Source organism: Caballeronia hypogeia, from assembly GCF_001544875.2.
Taxonomy (GTDB): domain Bacteria; phylum Pseudomonadota; class Gammaproteobacteria; order Burkholderiales; family Burkholderiaceae; genus Caballeronia; species Caballeronia hypogeia.
The window spans coordinates 275,539-294,836 of record NZ_FCOA02000004.1 but is presented as its reverse complement, the minus strand read 5'-3'; the positions used below and the strand labels follow the sequence as shown (position 1 = coordinate 294,836).

The 19,298-nt window shown below is 61.0% G+C and carries 18 protein-coding genes; 3 read left to right on the top strand and 15 right to left on the bottom strand.

Annotation, left to right across the window (positions count from 1 at the left end):
* Nucleotides 1-14 precede the first annotated feature (14 nt).
* From AWB79_RS10060 to AWB79_RS10045, 4 genes are all read right to left on the bottom strand, one after another.
* Complete coding sequence (locus tag AWB79_RS10060) at nucleotides 15-1,415, bottom strand: MmgE/PrpD family protein (protein ID WP_061167251.1); 1,401 nt, start codon at nucleotides 1,413-1,415, stop codon at nucleotides 15-17.
* Nucleotides 1,412-2,758: an MFS transporter gene (locus AWB79_RS10055; RefSeq protein ID WP_061167250.1), complete on the bottom strand. Its 1,347-nt coding sequence runs from the start codon at nucleotides 2,756-2,758 to the stop codon at nucleotides 1,412-1,414. The genes AWB79_RS10060 and AWB79_RS10055 overlap by 4 nt, the downstream gene beginning before the upstream one ends.
* 163 nt (nucleotides 2,759-2,921) lie before the next feature.
* Nucleotides 2,922-3,425, bottom strand: coding sequence for a MaoC family dehydratase (locus AWB79_RS10050; RefSeq protein WP_008346896.1), 504 nt, complete (start codon nucleotides 3,423-3,425; stop codon nucleotides 2,922-2,924).
* A 274-nt stretch (nucleotides 3,426-3,699) separates the two neighbouring features.
* The gene (locus tag AWB79_RS10045) at nucleotides 3,700-3,993 is read right to left on the bottom strand and encodes a YciI family protein (RefSeq protein WP_061167249.1); all 294 of its coding nucleotides are present in this window, start codon (nucleotides 3,991-3,993) and stop codon (nucleotides 3,700-3,702) included.
* Between the two features lie 122 nt (nucleotides 3,994-4,115).
* On the opposite strand from AWB79_RS10045, the gene AWB79_RS10040 reads away from it, so the two are divergent.
* Nucleotides 4,116-5,081, top strand: a complete 966-nt coding sequence (locus AWB79_RS10040; protein ID WP_061167248.1) for a GlxA family transcriptional regulator — start codon at nucleotides 4,116-4,118, stop codon at nucleotides 5,079-5,081.
* A 23-nt stretch (nucleotides 5,082-5,104) separates the two neighbouring features.
* On the opposite strand, the gene AWB79_RS10035 is transcribed toward AWB79_RS10040, so the two are convergent.
* From AWB79_RS10035 to AWB79_RS10015, 6 genes are all read right to left on the bottom strand, one after another.
* Nucleotides 5,105-6,241 (bottom strand): branched-chain amino acid ABC transporter substrate-binding protein, encoded by a 1,137-nt coding sequence (locus tag AWB79_RS10035; RefSeq protein WP_061167247.1) that lies wholly within the window; start codon nucleotides 6,239-6,241, stop codon nucleotides 5,105-5,107.
* 225 nt (nucleotides 6,242-6,466) lie between these two features.
* Entirely contained in the window at nucleotides 6,467-7,375 is a 909-nt protein-coding gene (locus tag AWB79_RS10030) for a dihydrodipicolinate synthase family protein (RefSeq protein WP_061167246.1), read from the bottom strand.
* An 87-nt stretch (nucleotides 7,376-7,462) separates the two neighbouring features.
* Nucleotides 7,463-8,782: an NAD(P)/FAD-dependent oxidoreductase gene (locus AWB79_RS10025; protein ID WP_061167245.1), complete on the bottom strand. Its 1,320-nt coding sequence runs from the start codon at nucleotides 8,780-8,782 to the stop codon at nucleotides 7,463-7,465.
* Nucleotides 8,751-8,960, bottom strand: coding sequence for a hypothetical protein (locus AWB79_RS39415; protein ID WP_157695731.1), 210 nt, complete (start codon nucleotides 8,958-8,960; stop codon nucleotides 8,751-8,753). The genes AWB79_RS10025 and AWB79_RS39415 overlap by 32 nt, the downstream gene beginning before the upstream one ends.
* Before the next feature lie 237 nt (nucleotides 8,961-9,197).
* Nucleotides 9,198-10,538: an MFS transporter gene (locus AWB79_RS10020; RefSeq protein WP_232470859.1), complete on the bottom strand. Its 1,341-nt coding sequence runs from the start codon at nucleotides 10,536-10,538 to the stop codon at nucleotides 9,198-9,200.
* Nucleotides 10,539-10,872: 334 nt separating this feature from the next.
* Nucleotides 10,873-12,372, bottom strand: coding sequence for an aldehyde dehydrogenase (locus AWB79_RS10015; protein ID WP_061167244.1), 1,500 nt, complete (start codon nucleotides 12,370-12,372; stop codon nucleotides 10,873-10,875).
* A 251-nt stretch (nucleotides 12,373-12,623) separates the two neighbouring features.
* On the opposite strand from AWB79_RS10015, the gene AWB79_RS10010 reads away from it, so the two are divergent.
* Both AWB79_RS10010 and AWB79_RS10005 read left to right on the top strand, forming a co-directional pair.
* Nucleotides 12,624-13,403, top strand: a complete 780-nt coding sequence (locus AWB79_RS10010; protein WP_061167243.1) for a COG4705 family protein — start codon at nucleotides 12,624-12,626, stop codon at nucleotides 13,401-13,403.
* A gap of 18 nt (nucleotides 13,404-13,421) precedes the next feature.
* Nucleotides 13,422-13,820 carry a hypothetical protein gene (locus tag AWB79_RS10005; RefSeq protein ID WP_061167242.1) on the top strand — a complete coding sequence of 133 codons (399 nt, stop codon included), beginning with the start codon at nucleotides 13,422-13,424 and terminating at the stop codon, nucleotides 13,818-13,820.
* Between the two features lie 76 nt (nucleotides 13,821-13,896).
* Here AWB79_RS10005 and hpnJ read toward each other — a convergent pair whose 3' ends face one another.
* From hpnJ to AWB79_RS09980, 5 genes are all read right to left on the bottom strand, one after another.
* Nucleotides 13,897-15,318 carry a hopanoid biosynthesis associated radical SAM protein HpnJ gene (gene hpnJ, locus AWB79_RS10000; protein WP_061167241.1) on the bottom strand — a complete coding sequence of 474 codons (1,422 nt, stop codon included), beginning with the start codon at nucleotides 15,316-15,318 and terminating at the stop codon, nucleotides 13,897-13,899.
* Nucleotides 15,319-15,412: 94 nt separating this feature from the next.
* The gene (locus AWB79_RS09995; RefSeq protein ID WP_061167240.1) at nucleotides 15,413-16,408 is read right to left on the bottom strand and encodes a hypothetical protein; all 996 of its coding nucleotides are present in this window, start codon (nucleotides 16,406-16,408) and stop codon (nucleotides 15,413-15,415) included.
* Nucleotides 16,405-17,397 (bottom strand): lysylphosphatidylglycerol synthase domain-containing protein, encoded by a 993-nt coding sequence (locus AWB79_RS09990; RefSeq protein ID WP_061167239.1) that lies wholly within the window; start codon nucleotides 17,395-17,397, stop codon nucleotides 16,405-16,407. Before AWB79_RS09990 ends, AWB79_RS09995 begins: the two co-directional genes overlap by 4 nt.
* 46 nt (nucleotides 17,398-17,443) lie before the next feature.
* A complete protein-coding gene (gene hpnI, locus AWB79_RS09985; protein WP_061167364.1) occupies nucleotides 17,444-18,628 on the bottom strand; it encodes a bacteriohopanetetrol glucosamine biosynthesis glycosyltransferase HpnI in 1,185 nt (394 codons plus the stop codon).
* Between the two features lie 131 nt (nucleotides 18,629-18,759).
* Nucleotides 18,760-19,122 (bottom strand): DUF3331 domain-containing protein, encoded by a 363-nt coding sequence (locus AWB79_RS09980; protein WP_374728535.1) that lies wholly within the window; start codon nucleotides 19,120-19,122, stop codon nucleotides 18,760-18,762.
* Nucleotides 19,123-19,298 lie beyond the last annotated feature (176 nt).

The window sequence follows — 19,298 nt, the reverse complement described above, 5'->3', positions numbered from 1 at the left end:
TTCATGTGTGTTTCTTACGCGAGCGCTTGCGCCAGGTTGCGCGCCGGCTGCGTGTCGAGCGAGAGGACCGCTTCGCAGACGCGCTCGGCGGCATCGCGCGAGAGGTTGCGCTGTGCGTTGTCGAAGAACTTCGCGACTATGTCGTCGTTCGTGAGCGGCTTGTCCGACGAGCCGCGATTGATCGACTCGCGATGCGAAAGCGTCCGGCCGTCGCGTGTCTGAACGATCACTTCGCCGGTGTAGTGGCGCGGAAAAGTCGAGTCCGGGTCCGCCTCGTGCGTGACGCGCGCAGCCACGGCGCGCACGGTTTCATCGGCAAGCGCATCGGCTTCGAGATCGTCGAGCGTAAAGCGCCCGCGCAACAACCCGGTCGCGACGATGTACGGAATGCTGAACTGCGCGTCATAGCTGTTCGAAGGCTTCTGCTTCGGTTCGACCGGCTCGCAGACGATCGGGATGGTCGGGCCGGGCACGCGCACGATCACGCGTTCGATATCGCTCGCCTTCAAACCATGTGCGCGATGCAAGGCGACAGCCGCATCCGACGATGCATGCGTGAAGTGGCAAGCGGGAATCGGCTTGAGCGCGACGCCGTCGATTTCCCATGTTTCACCGAGGCCCGCCGTCGCGATGTCGATATCGCCCGCTTCGAGCGGCGTCTTCATGTAGAGGGCATAGAGGCCGAAGCGGCCTTCATAGGTCGCGCCCGGACCGATATAGCCGTGTTTCGCGAGCGTCGCGGAAGTCGCGCCAGCGACCGCCGCCCACCCCGGATGCAGACGCTTGGTCCACGCGCCGTCTTGCAGGAACTCGAGATTGCCCGAGGCCATCGAGAGGACGATCCCTTGCGCATGTTGCGCCTCCTCGACCGACAGACCGAGAAGACGCGCCGCGCCGAGCGAGCATCCGAAGGCGCCGACGAGCCCCGTCGGATGAAAGCCCGCGTTATGAAAGCCGCTCTTCGCCGCGGAGCCGACGCGCGTCGATACCTCCATTGCGCAGAGATACGCCGTGAGCAGGTCCGCGCCGCTCGCGTTCTCGCGCTCGGCGAGATTGAACGCCACCGGCAATGCACTGGCCGTGGAGTGAATCACGCCTCGTGCATGCGTGTCGTCGAAGTCAAGGGCGTGAATCAGCAGGCCGTTGAGCAACATCGCATCGCGCAACGCGAGCTTTTGCTTGTGTCCGAAGACCGTCGCTTCGCCGCTGCCCAACTCTTGCATCGCGGCGAGCGTGGACGTTGCGTACGGCAGATTCAACGTCGCATATGCGAGGCCGATGCTGTCGAGAATCAGATGCTTCGCGCGTTCGCGCACGCTTTGCGGCACATCGCTCAATTGCAGATGCGTGGTGAACGAGGCCAGGCGTTGCGATACGGTTCGTGCGTGCTGCTGGATGTCGTTACGTGCGTTCATCGCGTGGCCCCCTGATGGTTGAGCGACAGATCGTTGGCAATGGGTTCTTCATCGGGCGAGACTTCTTCCAGCGAAAACTGGTTCGCGTCCACACCCAGGCTCAACACGGCGATCACGAGCAGGATCAGAACGCCCGCGACCATGCCCAGCACGCCGAACAGGCCGAGCTGCGCGAACAGGATCACGGCGGCATACGAGGTGAGCATCGATGCGACTCGTCCGCACACGCCCGCCACGCCGGTGCCGCGCAAGCGCAATGCAGTCGGGAACAGTTCGGGCACGTAGCCGAACAGGCCCAGCGTGACGATGCCGAAGATGCAACTGACGAGCGTGAAGCCCACGATGGCGATTGCCGCACTGGCCGTCATCTGCGGATAGATGAAGCCCAGGATGATTGCGATGACGCTATAGAACACGAGTCCTTTCGCGCGTCCCAGACGGTCAGCGGTTAGGTAGCCGAGCACCGCGCCGAACGGTGCGCCGAAGGACATCAGCGTCGTGAAGCCGAGCGAGGTCACGATATCGCGCCCTTCGTGCACGAAGAAAGTCGGCAGCCACGCAACGAAGCCATACACCGCCACATTCACGGCAATCGCGGTCAGCGCGGCCGTCAGCGTGCGGCCGATCATGCCGCGCCGGAACAGCGCGGACAGCGGCACGCGCGGCACTTCGAGATTCTGCGTGCGCGGACATTCGGTGAGCGGTCCCTTGAGACGCGCGACCTCGGCTTCGATCGCGCTCACCGTTTCCTCGGCTTCCTGCGTCCGTCCGACCGATTCGAGCCAGCGCGGCGATTCCGGCATGCGATGACGGAGCGCCCACACGATCACCGCACCGATACCCGCGATGCCGAACATCCAGCGCCAGCCGAGATGCGGAATGACGACGTAGCCCACGCTCGTCGCGATCACGAGTCCCGAGTTGACGATGAGGCCGAGCAGCGAGATCCAGCGTCCTCGATACGCGGGCGGAATGAACTCGCACAAGGTCCCCGCCGCGACGACCAGTTCCGCGCCCAGGCCGATGCCCATGACGAAGCGCGAGCCGATCAGCCACTGGATGTTCGGCGCGAACGCGGCGGCGAAGGACATCAGTCCGAAAAGCGCGAGATTGAATTGATACGACGAACGGCGTCCGAAGCGATCGCCGAGATAACCCGACAGCCCCGCGCCGATCACCATGCCGAGAAAGCCGGACGACACGAACAGCGCGTTGAGCTGCAGCGTCGAGAAGCCCGATTTGAGCATCGCGGCGGACACGCCGCCCGCGAGATAGACATCGAACGCGTCGAGACACGCACCCGCGCTGATGAGGCCTAAAATCTTCCAGTGAAAACGAGACATCGGCAGCCGGTCCAGCCGGGCGCCCGAGCTTACGTAATGACTCACAGTTGTCTCCAGTACTGTGACGATGAACCGTCTCGCCGCCGCGCGCCGATGCACTCGAGCGGTCTTGTAGCGAAACGGAAATGGGACGCCGGCGGTGTTGCGCCGGCGATGCGGGCTGTTAGTCTTCAGCCGTGCCGTGACCGCGCTTGGCGATCAGCGCGGTACGGATGAAATCCATGACGGGCTTGCCGTCCTGATTGAACGCGCGCGTGTGCACCGTGACGATGCCCTGCGTCGGGCGCGATTTCGATTCGCGCACTTCGAGCACTTCCGATTCCGCATATAGCGTGTCGCCCGCAAAAACGGGGCCCGTCAGGCGGATTTCCTTCCAGCCAAGATTGGCGATGGCCTTGCCGCTCACGTCGTTGACCGACATGCCGAGCACGATCGCAACCGTCAGGCCGCTGCTCACGAGAAGCTTGCCGAATTCGCTCTTCGATGCGTGATGCGCGTCGCAATGCATCGGATGAAAATTCATCGTTAGCAGCGAGAACTGGATGTTGTCCGCATCCGTAATCGTGCGGCCCGGGCGATGTTCGTAAATATCGCCGACGGTGAAGTCCTCCAGATAACGGCCGTAGCTGGCCCGGTAACGCTGCTTGCCCACTCTGTCCGAATGCATCTTTCAAGTCTCCTGTCTCAAACGTCACTTTGTACGGACAAAGTATCGGGCGCGGAGCGGGTGACGTCAAGCGGGTTCGACCTGCGGTAAACCCTTGTTTAAGTCGCGTCGGGTAAAAAAGAAAAAACGCCGTGCGGAAGACTCATCCGCACGGCGTGAAGGTCGCTTTTTCCCTGGAGGAGAAGAAGCAAGAGGAGACAGGAAGCATCTTAGCTTCCTGACATAAAAACCAATGCGCCGGAAAGCGGCTCGTTCCCGGCGCTTTTCACCGGTTTCACATACCCTGAATCAGCCGGCCGAGGGGCGCGAGCGGGCCGACCTGCAGCAACTCATAGCTTGCGAAACCCGCGGTGACGAGCGGCAACGCCTCCACCGCCTCCCGCGCCTTCTCCACTGATTCCACGTTCATCAGAAACACCACGCCCGGCTTGTCCTGCCGAAACCAGAATTGCTCGATCAGGCCATCGAGATAAAGCCTGAGCGTGTCGGGCACTTCCCTGGGCATGACTTGCTGCCGCTGTTCGTCGCTGAGCGGCTTCAGGATCGAACCGATTGCCATGACCTTCATGTTGACCTCCACGGTACGGGTTGAGTGATACTGCGGAGCTCATCGTAGCGTCGGCCCGGGCTTTTCTGTATAGTCGCAAATGACATCTTTGCCGTCATTTACGCCAATACGGAGTTTGCGAAATGCGCGTCGCCGTTCTCGCCCTCGAAGGCCTGTTCGATACCGGCCTCACCGTCACGCTCGACGTCCTTTCCACTGCCAACGCACTCTCCGCGAAGCTGATGGGCGGCGCGCCCCGCTTCGACGTGACGACCATCGCCGTGCGTCGCAAGGTGAAGACCGCGCAAGGATTCATCGTGCCCGTTACGCCGGTCGATCCGGCGCTGAAACCGGACTGGGTCATCGTTCCGGCGTTGCGGGCCACGACCCCCGAAACGCTGCTGCCCGCGCTCGAACGCCGCGATGTTCACGATGCGAAGATGCTTTTGCAGAAGTGGCATGACGAAGGCGTGCGCGTGGCTGCGTCCTGCATCGGCACATTTCTTCTCGCGGAGTCCGGCCTGCTCGATCATCGCGAAGCGACCACGACCTGGTCGCTCGCTCCATTCTTCCGGCAACGCTATCCGAAAGTATTGCTCGACGAATCGCGCATGCTGGTTTCATCGGGACGCGTGGTCACGACCGGCGCGGCAATGGGGCATCTCGATCTCGCGCTGTGGCTGACGCGTCAGGCGAGCCCTGAACTCGCGGCGCTCGTCTCGCGCTATCTGCTCGCCGATATCCGCACGTCGCAGGCGCCTTACATCATTCCCAATCATCTCGCGCAGGCCGACCCGCTCGTCATGCGCTTCGAGAAGTGGGCGCGTGATCATCTCAAGGAGGGGTTCTCGCTGCAGGCGGCCGCGGGCGCGCTCGCCACCAGCACGCGCACGTTGCAACGGCGCTGCGAAGCGGTGCTCGGAAAGTCGCCGCTTTCGTACTTTCAGGACTTGCGTGTGGAGCGCGCGCAATCTCTCCTGCATGGAAGCGGGCTCGATATCGATGCGATCGCGGCGGAAGTCGGTTATGTGGATGGCGCGACGTTGCGAACCTTATTACGGGAACGGCTGGGGCGTGGCGTGCGGGATCTCCGCGCGGAATTGCGGTGAATGCATCACGCCCCTTTCATCTTTTACTTCTCCGCGCCGATCGTCGTAACCGGCTGCCATTTCATCGACTTGACCTGATAGAGCGTCGATGTCGGATTGTTGAGATCGCCGTATTTGTCGAATGAGATATGGCCGGTGATGCCGTCGTACTTAATCGAGCGCAGCGTTTGCATGAAGACAGCCGGCTTCACGGAATTCGCCTGTTTCATGGCGGTGATGGCGAGCCACGCGCAGTCATACGCGAACGGCGCATAGGTCAGCGTATCCGCCCCGAAGCGCTTCTTGAATTTTTGCGCGAATGCACGGCCTTCGGGCAATGAATCGACGGGCCGGCCGTACTCCCATGCCATCGCGCCTTCTGCCGCGCTTCCCGCCGAGCTGATGAAAACGCTATCCGCGATGCCGCCGCTTCCGACGAACTGTGCGTGTATGCCGAGCTGCTTCATGCGCTTGACGATGAGACCTGCCTGGCCATCTAGCCCGCCGAAGTACAGAAGGTCGGCGTTGGCCGCCTTGATGTTCGTCAGCTGGGCATTGAACTCGACGGCCTTGTCGTTGGTGTATTCCTCGGACACGACCTGACCACCGGCTGCCTGCACGGCCTTCTTGAATTCTTCGACTGCGCCTTGTCCGAACGCTGTCCGGTCGTCCATTACCGCGATCCGCTTGGCCTTCGTGACCTTCACGGCATAGGTGCCGGCGTTGCCGGAATTCTGCGTGTCGGTCGCGATGATGCGAAACACGTTGTTCAAGCCCTGGCGCGTGATAGCCGGATTGGTCGCGGCAGGATCGATCAGCGGAATGCCCGCTTTCGCGAAAATTGGCGAGGAAGGCAGCGCGACGCCGGAGTTGTAATAGCCCACGACCGCCACTACGCCATCATCGACGAGTTTCTGCGCGACCTGAACGCCTATGCGCGGATCGCCCTGATCGTCGACCGAGACGAGCTCGAACTGAACCGGCTGACCTCCGATGTTGAGGTGTTGGGCGTTCGCCTCTTCCACCGCGAGTCGCACACCGTTTTCGATGTCCTTGCCGTTGGCCGCGCCCAAACCGGTGAGCGGCGCGGACACGCCGATGCGAACGCTTTGCTGCGCGCTCGCCATGAGTGGTGTGAAACAGAGAGCCGACGCTGCGATGAGGGAGAAAAGCGTTTTCATGACCGAGCACTCCGTTCAGAGAAAGTCATACGTTCGAGCCGACACACCATGCTCGAACCGGATTAAAAACTTGCTGAACATTCATTCGCAACGCTCGTGATTCGGCTCACTATATCGTCAATTCCCGGCTATGTAATGCTTTGGTGACGGATAAATGCTTGTCGCAACGTGAGTGACTCCGCGCCTGTGCCATCACAGCGGCTATCGGGCGCGGAGTCCGTCTTCCTAGTTGCCGGCAGTGACCGCTTTCACCTCGTCCTTGAGCGCCGATACGATTCGCTGCAATGTCTGCTTCTGCTCGTCGTCGAGCGGCTGCAGCGGTGCTCGCAAGCCGCCGGTACGCAGCCCCGCGAACTCGCAACCCTGCTTGATCGATTGAACGAACTTGCCGGCATCTTCGAGGAAGTCCATCAAAGGCATCATCGCGGACATGATTCGACGGCCCTTGTCGAAATCCTTTTGGACCACGCATGCCTCATACAGCGCGATATGTTCTTCAGGCAGGAAGTTCGATCCGGCACACACCCAGCTTCGGGCGCCCCAGGCAAAGAACTCGAGAGCCTGATCGTCCCAGCCGCAAGAAAGATTGATGCTCGGGAAATGGCGCGCAAGCATGTGCAACTGGCCGGTACTGCCCGAGCTCTCCTTGATGGCGACAAAGTTCCTGGATTTCGAAACCACCGTTTCGAAGAACTTTCGCCCCATCAGCGCGTTCGTGCGCCCGGGATAGTTATAGAGCATCGCGGGCAGGCCGGCAGCCTGATCGACTGCCAGCGCATGGATGGCGTTCTCTTCCTCGGTCGGCAATGCATAAGGAGGCGAGCTGACGAGGATCGCGTCCGCCCCGATGGATTTGGCGGCCTTTGCGTACTCGACCGAGTCTTCAGTACGAATCGCGCCGGTCCCGACAATGAGCGGCAGCCTCGAACCAATGATCTCCCTGGCATGGGATGCCAGATCGAAGCGCTCCTGAGGCGTATGCGAATAGTATTCGCCGGTGGAACCGCCAATGATGATGCCATGCACCTTCGATGCGATCAGATACTCGATAACTTCGGCAAATGCTTGTTTGTCGATAGTCCCATCGCTCGACAAGGGCGTGATCGCGGGAGTGTAAATGCCTTCGAATTTCATGTTCCAGCCTCTGCTAAAAAAATGGGACGAGTGATGAACCGTGTGTCGTGCTGCCTGCTCTACATGCGTGACTGAGAGAACCTTTGCTCAACTTTCAAGACCAGCCATTTGCTGCCCCCACCATAACGTTGCGTTCACGCCCAACGAAAGGAATGGTTCCGGAGGCGCCGTCTTCGGTCCAGGCGATCTCAGGAGATGTTCGACGAGCGCGTTGCTCTTTCCAGCGATCCAGTCTGCGAGCAACGTTCCGGTGACGGTTCCCCGCGTGATGCCCAGACCGTTACAGCACAGTGCGCCGTAGACGTTGGGACCCAGCTGACCAAAGAAACCTTCGTGGTTCTGAGAAAGCGCCAGCGACCCGCTCCACGTGTAATCGAAGCCGACATCGGGCAACATCGGAAACCTTCTCCGGAAAGATATCTCATGCTTCTTCGCCATCCGCGCCAGGTACTGTTGCTTCGGGCGGCCATCGGGGTTGAAGCTGAAGCTGTTGCGAATCAGGATGCGGTTGTCATGCGTGCGCCGAACCGTGCTTCCGAACGGGTCCGCCGGAATGACACCCCAGAACGACTTTCCGCCCAACGCCTCTTGCTCGTGCGTCGATAGAGGCCTGGTGAGGCTAGCGTACAAGAAAACCGGCAGCATCGAACGTCTGAGGAATCCAAACCGCATGCCGAACGCGTTGTTGGCCAGAATCAGCTTGTCGGTGACTATCTGCCCCTGGGCATGTCCCAGCACGACCTTCTTGCCGTATTCCACTTCGGTAATCGGCGTGCGCTCGTAGAGCGTCACGTTGGCCGGCAGACTGTCGGCAAGACCTTTGACAAGCGCGGAGGGCTGCACCAGGATCGTTCCCGGCGTGTAAAGGGCGCGCTTGTAGAAGCGCGTGCCGATATGTCCGGGCAAGTCGCTCCCCTCTATCATTTCGTATTGCTGGCCGAGCTTGTCGAGACCGCGGCGATAGGCGTCGAGCACCGCGAGCCCCCGGCCTTCCACTGCGGCTTGATACTTCCCGGACGCGCGCATGGCGCAGTCGATACCGTGCTCCTCGACGATATTGCGAAGAATCGACTGACCCAGAAGATTCAGCTGGAGTGTCGCCCTGGCCGTCTCGATGTCCCCGATGTAATCGTCGGCGCCGATGTCGTGCGGAAGATCGATTGCGAATCCTGCATTTCGCCCGGCCGTACCGAAGCCCACTTCCTGCGCTTCCACAAGCACGATCTCTTCATCGGGGAAGTTCAATGCAAGCTGTCGGGCGGCGGCGAGTCCGGTGTATCCGGCGCCCACTACCGTCCAGCGCGCGTTCTTCTTCCCTGAGTGCGACGGCCGGGGATTGCGGGGACCGCTAAGGTGATACCAGCCACACGCGGAATCATCCGCGGGCGTTGAGGTGACCTTCTGCATTTTCGATTCCAAGGGAGTTGATTCCAGTCAACGCAACGCCGATAGACGATGCGCGGGCTGCGCTCGCGCGAATACCGCGCACAAACAAGCAGGACAGCAGCGACTGAAGCGGCCTGGCGGTCCGCCAAACCGGGCCGATCAAGTCATCCTCGATCGCGAACGTCGGTTGAGAAAACATTGCGTGCTCTTCTACTATTTTTAAGGCATCTCCAACGGCAAACCTTGTCTCCAGAATCGGCTTGCCGCAGGCTATTTTCGCCCCGTTTTCGGGGACATCTTGCGTACAACGATATCGAAATCGACCTCACGTCACCACCGACATTTTGTTGGGACGTAACGCTACTTTTCGTTATGAAAGAGCGGGTGGCGACGCGGGCCTGATTGAATGTTCAGTCGAATTGGTTCCGGCTTCGCGCTAGTGGGTAAAGCCAGCGGCCGTCTCCGAGAGGCTCTTGCCCCTGGTTTCGGGCGCAAGCCACTGTGACAACGCAGCGCCGAGGCCGGCGATCCCCGCGGCGATCAGCATCGTTCCCGAGGCGCCGATGTGACTCATCGACCACGGCAGAAGAAAGGTGCCGAGACCCGCTCCGACGCGGCTGACGGCGGCCGCGAAGCCAGTCCCGATACAGCGGACCTCGGTCGGGAAGACCTCGCCGGGGTAGACGCCAGTCAGGGTGTTGTAGCCCGCGTTGAAAAACGAGAACACGAGGAACAACACCAGTACCGCCACGGGCGGCGCGCCAGTCCACAAGCCGATGATCGCGAGCACAACGGTGCACAGCCACTGAGGCGGTACAGTCAGCGTGCGCCGGCCGAGCTTGTCGATCAACAGGACCGTCACCACGACTCCGGCCAGAGCAACCGCGGAGAGACCGATCCCGCCAGCGAGCCCGCCACCGAGGCCGTACCGCTGAAGCACGCTGTCTGCGAACGTGCCGATCGCGAAGTAAGGGGTGACGGCGCAGAACCAGAACATCGACATGAACAGCGTGGCGCGCCAGTATTTCGCCGAGAACAGCATCCCGAGTCCCGCGCCGTGCACGGCGGCGCATTCGCGCTCGACGTCCGCCGCGTCCGCGGCACTTTCCATGTACCGTCGGGCAACCGCTCGCGCCTCGCGGACCCGCTTCTGGTTCCACAGCCAGCGCGGTGACTCCGGCAGTCCCACGCGGGCGACGAACAGGATCGCCGCGATGAACGAACTCGTACCCAGGATGAAGCGCCAACCCAGATGGGTAGATTCATTCAGCGCGAATCCAACGGCGAAGGCGATCATGAAGCCGGCGTACCACGCGACCTGAGTCAAGCCCATGAGTCGTCCTCGTAGCCGGGAGGGCGCGAATTCCGACATGAGCGGCCAGCCGACCGAGTATTCCGCGCCTATCGCGACGCCCATCAGGAGCCGCACGATGAAGAGCTGGAGCGGTGAGCTGACGAAGAACTGCAAGGCGGAAGAAATCAGGAACAGGCCCATGTCCGCCATGAAAAGCGGTTTGCGGCCGTACTTGTCGGCGGCCCAGCCGCCAAGCGGAGAGCCAAACAAGATGCCGAACAATGCGCCGGCGGCAATCAGGCCCTCCCAGAACATCGAAACGCCGAGCTCGGCGGTCAGCCTGCTACTGACGGGGCCAACGATCCCGAGGATATAGCCGTCGAGAAACATGCCGCCTGTCAGGACGAAAATCATCCTCATCATGAAGCGTCGTTTGAACGCGGCCGACGTCTCCGGCGCGGAGATTTCGCCGATTGCGCTCAAAGTCTTACTTTGCGATGACATAGTTGCTCCTTCTGTTTTCATTCAGCCGGCGCCTGGGGAAAGCTCGGCTTGTGCGCTCGCGCCGCAGCGCCGAACGGTCTCTACGCGAGGCCCTTTTTCCCGCACGATCGTTTCGGCAGGGCAATGGGCTCTAATTCGTTCGATATCGGACAAGACGCGCGAGATGAGTCGCACCATGTCGCGGATGGATGGCGTATGAACGACGGGCGTCGCTGGTAGCTGATTGCGATGCAGCTCGTTAAAACCGCATCGCTTGTGAATGACCGGACGGGACCTTGCGCCCCGTGCCGCTATCCGAAGTCAGACAGGCGTCTCACACTTCGTCGGTTTCATCGTCGCTCAGATCGAGCCAGATGGTCTTGAGCTGCGTGTACTGGTCGTGTGCATGAAGCGAGTTGTCACGCCCGCCAAAGCCCGATTGCTTGTAGCCGCCGAACGGGGTGGTAATGTCGCCTTCGCCAAAGGAGTTCACCGTCACGGTGCCCGCGCGGATCGCACGCGCGGCTCGCAATGCCCGCTTGCCATTACCCGCGAAAACGGAAGCGCACAGGCCGTATTCGGTGTCGTTCGCGATGTCGATCGCTTCCTTCAGGCTGTCCACCGTGATCACCGACAGGATCGGCCCGAAGATTTCCTCGCGCGCGAGCTTCGCGTCGTTGCTTTCAACGTCAACGATGGTCGGGTGGACATAGCGCCCTTCACTCGTCTCACCGCCGAAGAGAAGGTTGATGTCGCCCGAGAGATACGACTCGACCTTCTCGTAATGCTGCTTCGACACCAGCGGTCCAACGCGGTTGGCGGGATCGAGCGGATCTCCCACGCGCCATTCGGCGGCGAGCTTCAGCATCTTCTCGAGCAATACCGCCTTGATGTCGCGATGCACGATCAGCCGCGCGATCGCCGAGCAGTTCTCGCCCATATTCCAGAGCGCGCCATTGACGATGTGGCCGGCCACGGCGTCGAGGTTCGTTGCGTCGGGCATGACGATGCAAGGGTTCTTGCCGCCCATCTCGAGCACGACTTCCTTGAGATTGCTTTCCGACGAGTAGGTAAGGAAGCGCCGTCCCGTAGCGGTCGATCCGGTGAACGACACCATATCGATGTCGGGATGGCGGCCGATCGACTCGCCCACCGAACGGCCGCTGCCGGTCACGACATTGAACACGCCCGGGGGAATGCCTGCTTCGAGCGCGAGCTCGGCGACTCGCATCGTAGTAAGCGAAGTTTCGACGGCCGGCTTCACGACGAGCGAACAACCTGCCGCGAGCGACGGGCCAATCTTCCATGCCAGCATCAGCAGCGGGAAATTCCACGGCAGGACGAGGCCGACGACACCGACCGGTTCACGCACGATCATTGAGATGTGATCGTCCGATGCAGGGGAAACCTGATCGTAGATCTTGTCGATCGCCTCGGCGTGCCAGCGAAGCACGTTGACGGTCTCCGGAACGTCCACCATCTGGCAGTCGAAGATCGTCTTGCCGGCATCGAGACTTTCCATGACGGAAAGTTCGAGCGCGCTTTTTTCGACGAGATCCGCCAGACGAAGGATGGCCTGCTTACGTTCAGCGGGATGCAGCTTCGACCAGCGGCCGTCGTTGAATGCGGCGCGCGCGCTTGCCACGGCCACATCGACATCCGCGCTGGCACAGGCCGGCACGTCCGCGAGGCGCTCGCCCGTTGCGGGGTTGGTGGTAGTAAACGTCTCGCCCGACAATGCTCCGCAGAGCTTGCCATCGATGATGGCGGAGGTCGGCAGTTTCAGGTCATGTGCGATTCGGTGATACTCGCTCGCAGACAGAAAATCAGTCATACGTGTCTCCGTTGAATATAAGTTTTCGAGCCAGCCTGGCATCTTGTTCGAAACGATATAGAACTGCCCGAGCTCCCGCCAACGATATTTCCTTGGCAAGAACCGGTACTTTTGGTTATGGATGCACGCAAGCTTTCGCTTTCGCAAGCCTGCTCGCTAAGCGCCGACTAAGTTTGCTCCCCGAAAGTGCGTGCGAACGGATCGCCGTGACATGGCGCTCCGCTCGCTCACACTCAAACGGGAGATCCGCAATGGCAGGCGCGCACCACTCGATTCTGCTTCGGTCCTTGAACAAGGTTCCCGAGGTGACCTTCGTCTTCTGGATCATCAAGGTCTTGTCGACCACCGTCGGAGAAACCGGCGCGGATTATCTCGCCGTCAACGCGGGACTGGGCACGCTCGTCACCGATCTCATCACGGGCGCGCTGCTCGTCGCGGCACTTTTCATGCAGGTGCGCTCGCATAAGTACGTGCCCTGGATTTATTGGCTCACCGTAGTGCTGGTGAGCATCGTCGGCACGCAAATCACCGATGCGCTGACCGACGGCGCAGGCGTGAGCCTTTATGCGAGCACGACGGCATTCTCCGCGCTGCTGGCCGCCGTCTTCTGGTGCTGGTATCGCTCGGAAGGCACCTTGTCGATCAACGCGATCGACACGCGGCGGCGCGAGGCGTTCTACTGGGCGGCCATTCTGTGCACCTTCGCGCTCGGCACGGCCGCGGGCGATCTCGCCACCGAGGCGCTGGGCTGGGGCTTTTCCGTCGGCGTGTCGATCTTCGGCGGGATGATCGGTGTCACCGCGATCGCGGCTTGCTTCGGCATGAATCGCGTGCTGGCGTTCTGGATCGCCTACATCCTCACGCGGCCTTTGGGCGCATCGCTCGGTGACCTTCTTTCTCAACAGCGCAAATACGGCGGCATGGGTTTCGGCACGATCTATACCAGCGTTCTTTTTCTACTCGTGATCGTCGGGCTCGTTGCTTATCTGAGTGCGCGCAAACCGCAAGCGCGTGAATCTCAAACCATTTGATCACAACAAGGAGCAGTCATGAAATCGAGCCGCTTACGTGCTATTGCATTGAATTTCACCATTGGCGCCGCCGCGCTTTTCGCCTCGCTCTCGCCTGCCGGATTCGAGGCAATCGCAAGCGCCCAGGCCGCTACGAAGCTAGGCGATCTTTCATCGTTTCGCAGCATCGTGGCCGATACTGCCGCGAAGGTGGACGCCGGCGATCTGACCGCAGCCAGGACGCGCATTCGCGATCTGGAATTGTCGTGGGATGACGCCGAGCCTTCGCTCAAGCCGCGCGCCGCCGCTGACTGGCACGCCGTGGACAAGGCCATCGATCATGCGCTGGACGAAGTTCGCGCCAGGGCGCCCGATCAGGCCAAATGCAGACAGGCCCTGGCCGATCTGCTCGCCACGATGGACAACCTCTCGAAGTAAGGTCGTTGTGACGAAAAAAAGGCCACCAAGGTGGCCTTTTCTCTTCATCGGCAAAGGACAATACTCCGACCGGACATCACGCCCTGTGGTCACGCAGGAACCTGAAGAACTCCACGCCTTCCTGCAGACGCCGCTTCATCATCTCCCAGCTGACCAGCATCTCACGGACGATTTCCCAGATTTTCGTCGGCCTGAAATAGAAGCGCTTGTAGAACTCCTCCACGCCGAGAAAAATCTCTTCGCGCGAAAGATGCGGATAACCGATAGCCGAATGCTGCGTGCCCACGGAATTGACGAGCGTGATGACCTTGCTCTCTTCGAGCCATCCATTCTCGACTGCCTGCTTATGAAGAACCGTGCCCGGATAGGGCGCGGCGAGCGATACCTGGATCGTATGCGGGTTGATCTCCTTCGCATACTGGATCGTCTTCTGTATGGTTTCATGGGTTTCCCCCGGAAGCCCGAGAATGAAGGTGCCGTGAATCTTGATGCCGAGCTTGCGGCAATCTTCGCTGAAGCGGCGCGCCATGTCGGTACGCAGGCCCTTCTTGACGTTGACCAGAATCTGGTCGTCGCCGGACTCGTAGCCGACGAGCAAGAGCCGCAGGCCGTTTTCCTTCATCACCTTGAGCGTCGAATACGGGACGTTCGCTTTCGCGTTGCACGACCACGTCACCCCTAGCTTGCCGAGCCCGCGAGCAATCTCTTCCGCCCTCGGCCGGAGATCGGTGAAGGTATCGTCGTCGAACATGATCTCCTTCACTTCGGGCATGTTGTCCCTGATCCACTTCACTTCTTCGAGCACGTTCTCCACCGAGCGCGTGCGATAGCGATGCCCTCCGACCGTATGCGGCCAGAGGCAGAAGGTGCATCGCGACTTGCAGCCGCGTCCCGTATAGAGCGAAACATACGGATGCTTGAGATAGCCGCTGAAGTAGTTGTCGCTCTTGAGGTCACGCTTGTAGATGGGCGCCACGAACGGCAACTGGTCCATGTCTTCGAGAATCGGCCGTGCTTCGTTGTGCATGATCCCGCCGTCGGGAAGACGATAGCTCAGACCGAGAATCGACTCGAACGGCAGGCCCTGCGCGATGTCGCGACAGGTGAAGTCGAATTCCTCACGGCACACGAAGTCGATCGCATCGCTTGCGGCAAGCGAGCCGTGAGGATCGACGGCTACCTTCGCCCCGATCATCCCGATCAGAATGCCGGACTTGCGCCGTTTCAAATGCTCCGCGAATTGCGCATCACTCTGGAATGACGGCGAACTCGTATGAATGATGACGAGATCGTATTCCTGGGCAATGTCCAGAGTCGCATTCAAGGAAAGGCCATCCGCGGGCGCGTCCACCACCCGGCTGTTCTCGACCAGCGCGGCAGGCTGGACGAGCCACGTCGGGTACCAGAATGATCGAATCTCGCGCCTCGTCTGGAAACGCGAGCCCGCTCCGCCATCGAAGCCGTCGAACGAAGGTGCCTGTAGAAACAGCGTTTTCATGATTGCCCTCAAAGGTTTTTGTCCGCTTGCGGGGATCGGATTGACATTGGGATGAATGCCGCAGGTCTGGACGCCGGCGTTTCGAATCGCATCGCTAGCGCCCTTTTCCCGCGCGCATGAAACGCACCGCCAAACCAACGAGCTTCGGAATGGTTTCGGGACGCAACAGCCGCCTGTCGTAACCAGAAAAGCGTCGTTCATTCTCGGCGAGACACAGCTTCATGAGTTCGTGCACATCGATCTGCACCGACGACAGAGACTGCGCGCCATTTACAGTGAAGTTGTTGTCGTGCCTGTGCTCCTTGCCTTCGGCGTCGATCGTTCGTGCGAGGCTCATCCGCTCCCACACGAGAAACGCCCACACCGCGGCTACCTTCAACTCGAAGCGAATGCGCCGCCACCAGGAAAGCTTCGCGCGATGCCATGCCACCCAGTTTGCAAAGAGCAGGATATGGCGGCACTCCTCCTGCATGACCGGCTCGAAGGTATCGACCAGTTCGGGCGGAAAGAGGCCCGAGCGACGCGCCACCTCGAACAGCCCGAACGCGAAGAAGCTGTCGATGCACTCGCTGTAACCCGTGACCAGGTAGGCCCATTCAGTGTCGCCGGGATAGACATACGGCGCTTCGCTCGCAAGCGGAATGCCGTATGCGCCCACCATGCGCGACAGCACTTCCTTGTGACGGTTCTCCTCCCACGCGTTCAGCGTCAGCGCATCACGTACGTCGGGCTCGCTGATGGTCGCAGCATACGCAGCCATGCGCAGCCGCGCCCTGCCCTCAGTCTGCACGGCGATGTCCCAGATCGGCAGGGAAACGATCCTCTCGAGCGCTTCGGGTTCGAGCTGCGGCCAGTCGAGAACCGATGGACGGTACGGACTGAACGTTTCGCGAAACATCCTGCACATCTCGCGACGATGCGCATCCGTGCCCGGCTCGAGTGCGCCCGTCACTTGGCTGGTCCACTGCCTGACGTTGCGATCCGCGGCCTCGATGGTCGCGTTATCCGGCCTGCGCAGCGGCAGCACGGGCGGGTTGAAAACCTGAATCAGCCGTTCGACGGCGAATCCGTCAAAGAGAGGTTCATTCATTTCGGAGACGCCGTCGAACGCCGCGAGCCAAACGAACGCTCGGCCGCTTGCCAGTATATGAGTCCCGGCACGAAGAACAGCAGATCACGCACGCGCCGCGCGCCTGCCAGCGCTAGACAGGTGGGCGCATCGAGGCCCAGCATGCCGCCGATCACCACGAAGCCGCCTTCCTGCACTCCGATGTTGCCCGGCACGACGAACGCCACGCTGCTCACGAGTTGAATCAGCGCCTCGAGCACGAACGCGGTCGCAAAGCTCGCGTCCGACCCGAGCACGCGCAACGCGACCCAGATTTCGAGCGCCAGACCAAGACACTGGAGCGTTTGCCAGATGAACAAATAGCGGATCACAATGCCGGTCTGCCGCCAGATCAGCTTGATGGACTGATCGATGCGTGCCGACTTGCCGACGAGATCGACCACCTTGCCGCTCGTGACCCGGTTGAACGTTCGCGCGGCGCGTTCGAACGGCCGTGCGTGTTGCACCAGCGCGAACAGCAGGAGCACCGGCATCAGCCCGGCAAGCCCCCATGCCAGTCTTCCCGCGAGGCGCGCGGAATCCGACGAGGTCTGCTCCAGCACATAGCCTAGCGCGATGAGCGCGAACACGACCTGGCTGATCAGCGTGAGCTGCATGTCCACGACGAGACTCGCCACGGCCGTGGCCGGCCGCACGCCGACACGTCCGAGCAGGCGAAACGAAACGATCTCCCCGCCGATGCGCGCCACTGGCAGCAACCCGTTGATCGACTCGCGAATCCAGACCAGTTTGAGCATGCTCGCGAACGACGGACGCTCCGCGTCACGTATCAACAGGCGCCAGTCCCAGGCGTTCGGCAACATCGGCAGGACATGCACGAGAGCGGCCAGCAAGAGGCCAGCGCCGGCGGACTCCAGCAGACGCAGGACCGCCACGGGGTCATCGCGCCAGATGAGCCATCCGGCGATCATCAGGCCGAGCAAGGCGGCTGCGGACCCGAGATATTTCATCGAGGCCCGGCCTGTCCGAAAAGAGTGGTCATCGTCGTGTCGATGGTCATTTCAGGCTCGCGTCACGTTGGACACACGGCGACAACAAACCGTCATCGTCGACCTCGAAGCGTTGTCCACGCCATAGCACGTGCGACGAAAAAAAGCTCGTCACGTAGATTACGAACTGAAGGACATCCCAGAGCGGCAGCCATCGAAAGCTGCCGCAACGCTGTCGCGTGGCGCGATCCGTTTGCCAGACCAGGAGCGCGCGGGCCATCAGTGTCAGCACCGTCAGCCAGCAAGCCAATGGATTGCCGAAGGAAAAGAGTACGGCGAGCAAGGCGAGCGGAAACGGATGCATCACGATAGCACCAAGGTGCCCGCTACGATCAGCGGCGCGGATCGTGCGGCTCCATCGCAATTCATGTGCGAACAACTGAGAAAAAGTACTTTCGACACAAGCATGACGCACGACGAACGGCGGGACCGTGACCGATAATCCGCTGCGGCGCACGGCTTCGCCGATCGCGTAATCCTCAGCGAGATGATGCGCGAACTGCGCAAGACCGCCTACGCGCAGAAGCGTCGCTCTTGTAATGGCAATCGTCTGCCCGAAGCATGGTCGCGCGCGTCCAATAGACAGTCCCGTTACCACGCCGGGCAGAAAATGGTAGTCGGTCATCGCGCAACTGACTCGCGGCCAGAAGCCGGGCGCGCACATTCCGCGATACGCGCTCGTCACGAGACCCACTCCGGGCTGCTGTAGCGCACCTGCGATGTCCCGGAGAAAACCTGGGGCCACACAGACGTCGCTGTCGGCGAAGCAGATCACGTCATGCTTGGCGCGATCCAACATATTCACAAGATTGGCGATTTTCCGGTTGGGTCCATATACCCTGCTGTCTACGACGACCGTTATATCCTTCTCAGGAAAACCCGCGCGCACGAGCGCGATGGTATCGAGCGCCGTATCTGAACTGTCGTGGACGCCGAACACATATTGAACCGGCGCCGGATAGTCCTGCTCCACGAAGCTCGTCAGGTTTTCCAATAGTTTCCACTCATCGCCATGCAACGGCTTGACGACAGTGAGCGCGGGGAAGGAAGTGGGCGAACTCATCGGCCGCGAAAAGAACCGACGCATCAGAAGGCTGGCCGACACGGTGTATACGATGCCGAATCCGGAGCACAGCGCGGACAACATAGCCGCGAACGTGAGGAGCAGGTGAACAACATGTAGTTGAGCCATATGCCTCCGGAGGGTTGCGCCCTTGGGAGACAAAGCCTGCATCACCGATCCTTAAGAAAGCCTTAATGGCGACATCTTCCGTTGCATTCGCGTGCTGTCTTGCAGATGTAATCTTCGGTGCGCAAGATCGATCACTGCGCCTCTGCCCGATCCAGAACCGACGCCAGAATCATCGCGCCCAGATTGCGCGGAATCGGGCGCGAGTTCGGTCCATAAACCGCATCGCCCGGACGGATCGCGCGGCCGCTCATCGCGCAAATTCCCGCGGTGCGCGCACGCATCGCGCGCCATACCTGATCGCCGTAGCAGCAGCGCGTGGGGTCGCGCCACTCGATCGTGGCCGTGGTGGCCGAGGGACGATCGATCAGCTTCACCGCAATGCGCCGCTTGCCCGCCTCAGCAATGGCCGGTTCGCGCGCTGGCGCATCCCTACGAATGCCCTCGTGCAGGTTAGCCAATTGAAAGATGGTCCGCGCCCATGGATCGAAAGCCATTGCGGTCGTCCTCATATTCCGTTCCTTGATCGAATTAACCAGAACACGCGATGAACGGCTCACGTGGACACGCACACATGACGTGCGACGGGTCGCGACACGACAGCGAGGCTCACGTGCTCGACGAAGATCGTGTCGACCGCGCCGCCTTCGTCTCGCAAACCGCCTGTGCCTGA

Coding starts and splice junctions, on each gene's coding strand:
- AWB79_RS10055 (WP_061167250.1), bottom strand. CDS start 2,758: ATGTCTCGTTTTCACTGGAAGATTTTAGGCCTCATCAGCGCGGGTGCG.
- hpnI (WP_061167364.1), bottom strand. CDS start 18,628: ATGGCTCAACTACATGTTGTTCACCTGCTCCTCACGTTCGCGGCTATG.
- AWB79_RS10060 (WP_061167251.1), bottom strand. CDS start 1,415: ATGAACGCACGTAACGACATCCAGCAGCACGCACGAACCGTATCGCAA.
- AWB79_RS10040 (WP_061167248.1), top strand. CDS start 4,116: ATGCGCGTCGCCGTTCTCGCCCTCGAAGGCCTGTTCGATACCGGCCTC.
- AWB79_RS10025 (WP_061167245.1), bottom strand. CDS start 8,782: ATGCAGAAGGTCACCTCAACGCCCGCGGATGATTCCGCGTGTGGCTGG.
- AWB79_RS10045 (WP_061167249.1), bottom strand. CDS start 3,993: ATGAAGGTCATGGCAATCGGTTCGATCCTGAAGCCGCTCAGCGACGAA.
- AWB79_RS10030 (WP_061167246.1), bottom strand. CDS start 7,375: ATGAAATTCGAAGGCATTTACACTCCCGCGATCACGCCCTTGTCGAGC.
- AWB79_RS09990 (WP_061167239.1), bottom strand. CDS start 17,397: ATGAAATATCTCGGGTCCGCAGCCGCCTTGCTCGGCCTGATGATCGCC.
- AWB79_RS10005 (WP_061167242.1), top strand. CDS start 13,422: ATGAAATCGAGCCGCTTACGTGCTATTGCATTGAATTTCACCATTGGC.
- AWB79_RS09980 (WP_374728535.1), bottom strand. CDS start 19,122: ATGGCTTTCGATCCATGGGCGCGGACCATCTTTCAATTGGCTAACCTG.
- AWB79_RS10010 (WP_061167243.1), top strand. CDS start 12,624: ATGGCAGGCGCGCACCACTCGATTCTGCTTCGGTCCTTGAACAAGGTT.
- hpnJ (WP_061167241.1), bottom strand. CDS start 15,318: ATGAAAACGCTGTTTCTACAGGCACCTTCGTTCGACGGCTTCGATGGC.
- AWB79_RS10035 (WP_061167247.1), bottom strand. CDS start 6,241: ATGAAAACGCTTTTCTCCCTCATCGCAGCGTCGGCTCTCTGTTTCACA.
- AWB79_RS10050 (WP_008346896.1), bottom strand. CDS start 3,425: ATGCATTCGGACAGAGTGGGCAAGCAGCGTTACCGGGCCAGCTACGGC.
- AWB79_RS09995 (WP_061167240.1), bottom strand. CDS start 16,408: ATGAATGAACCTCTCTTTGACGGATTCGCCGTCGAACGGCTGATTCAG.
- AWB79_RS10015 (WP_061167244.1), bottom strand. CDS start 12,372: ATGACTGATTTTCTGTCTGCGAGCGAGTATCACCGAATCGCACATGAC.
- AWB79_RS39415 (WP_157695731.1), bottom strand. CDS start 8,960: ATGTTTTCTCAACCGACGTTCGCGATCGAGGATGACTTGATCGGCCCG.